This is a genomic window from Marinobacter sp. ES-1 (genome assembly GCF_000475255.1).
In the GTDB taxonomy this organism is placed as follows: Bacteria; Pseudomonadota; Gammaproteobacteria; order Pseudomonadales; family Oleiphilaceae; genus Marinobacter; species Marinobacter vinifirmus.
Window position 1 is genome coordinate 1 of the sequence record NZ_AXBV01000042.1, and the last position, 1,429, is coordinate 1,429.

1 protein-coding gene is annotated in these 1,429 nt (G+C 60.5%); it reads left to right on the forward strand.

All coding sequences use genetic code 11. The features are described 5' to 3' along the window. Positions 1-726: 726 nt before the first annotated feature. Positions 727-1,429 (forward strand): group II intron reverse transcriptase/maturase (ltrA, locus tag Q668_RS08300; protein ID WP_022989146.1); only part of this gene is annotated, 703 nt, incomplete at its 3' end.

Below are 1,429 nucleotides of genomic sequence, written 5' to 3' on the forward strand. Positions count from 1 at the left end.
CCCGGCGAAGCCGGCAAACCCGGCCATCTGAAAGAAGATGGCGTCACCCCGACTGAGGGGAAGACAATCCGACTGGCAAGGGCGTCACTGGCCAACGGTGGGGTCTGAAGGAAGCCATAGGAAGTTAACGGTACACAACGCAAGTGAACCTGCTTCGGCAGTCCAGGTGGGTCAGCGTGCAAAATAACGCGAAGCCCGATACTCAGTCAGACCTGGGCTGTGCTTGAGGGTGGCATCGTTAACAGGGAGCCGGTGCAGTAACCGGGGAAGCCTGACACCGAATCCGGCGATGCCGGAGGCTGTGGCGCAAGGTGAAAGCCGAGGCCGCAGTCGGTGCGAGGTGGCAGATGAAGCCGTAGTAGTGAGGAAGTTCCGGCCTGAGAAGCCTGGTAACAGCGTGGAGGACAAAACCGGAACGACCGCTGGCGGAGGTTCAGCGGACCGGTCAGGGTCAAAAGCTCTGGTCGGATGCGAAGGGCGGAAGTCATTAACGAGAGTGACGGACGACGAGCGAACAGGTGGACGCTGCGTTCACAAGCTGCCCGACGGGGCAGGGACGTGCATCGGGGTGCTGCGGGAACGCAGTGGCTCTGGTGTTCTCCGAACAAGGGAGTAGAGCGATACCGTGGCGGCAGATTGCCAGAGCGCTAGTACCCGGACGGATCGCCTGAAACAGACCGGCAGCCAGACCGATCCTCGAAGCCGTCACCACAGAGATGAGCAGGCATGAGGAAATACTACAGTCTGTACGGGCAATTGCTGTCAAAACAGCGCCTGTATGAAGCCTTCAGACACATCAAACGCAACAAGGGCGCGGCCGGAATCGATGGGCAGAGCCTGAGTGCGTTTGAGGCGAATCTGGAGGTGGAGCTGTCGTGCCTGTTGCTCGAGCTGAAGGAAAAGCGCTATCGGGCGCAACCAGTCAGACGCGTAGCCATCGCCAAGGATGACGGCGGTGAGCGTCTGCTGGGCATTCCGACGGTTCGGGACCGGGTTGTGCAACAGGCGCTGCGCCGTATTATCGAACCGATCTTCGAGCCGGATTTCCACCCGTCGAGTTACGGGTATCGTCCGGGACGCAGTGGTCACCACGCCATCGGCAAGGCGGAGTTGTTTATCCGCCGCTACCGGCGTGACTGGGTTGTGGACATGGACCTGTCGAAATGCTTCGACACGCTCAACCATGACCTGATCATCCGCCAGTTCCGCCAACGGATCACGGACGGCAGTGTCCTGTCACTGCTGCGCCAGTTCCTGGAAAGCGGCGTGATGGTGGGGTACCACCTTGAAGAAACGGAGCTGGGAAGCCCGCAGGGCGGCGTGATCAGCCCGCTGATTGCGAACGTCTATCTGGACGCCTTCGACCAGTTCATGAAAGCTCGGGGTCACCGGATCGTCCGCTACGCGGACGACATCCTGATCCTGTGCG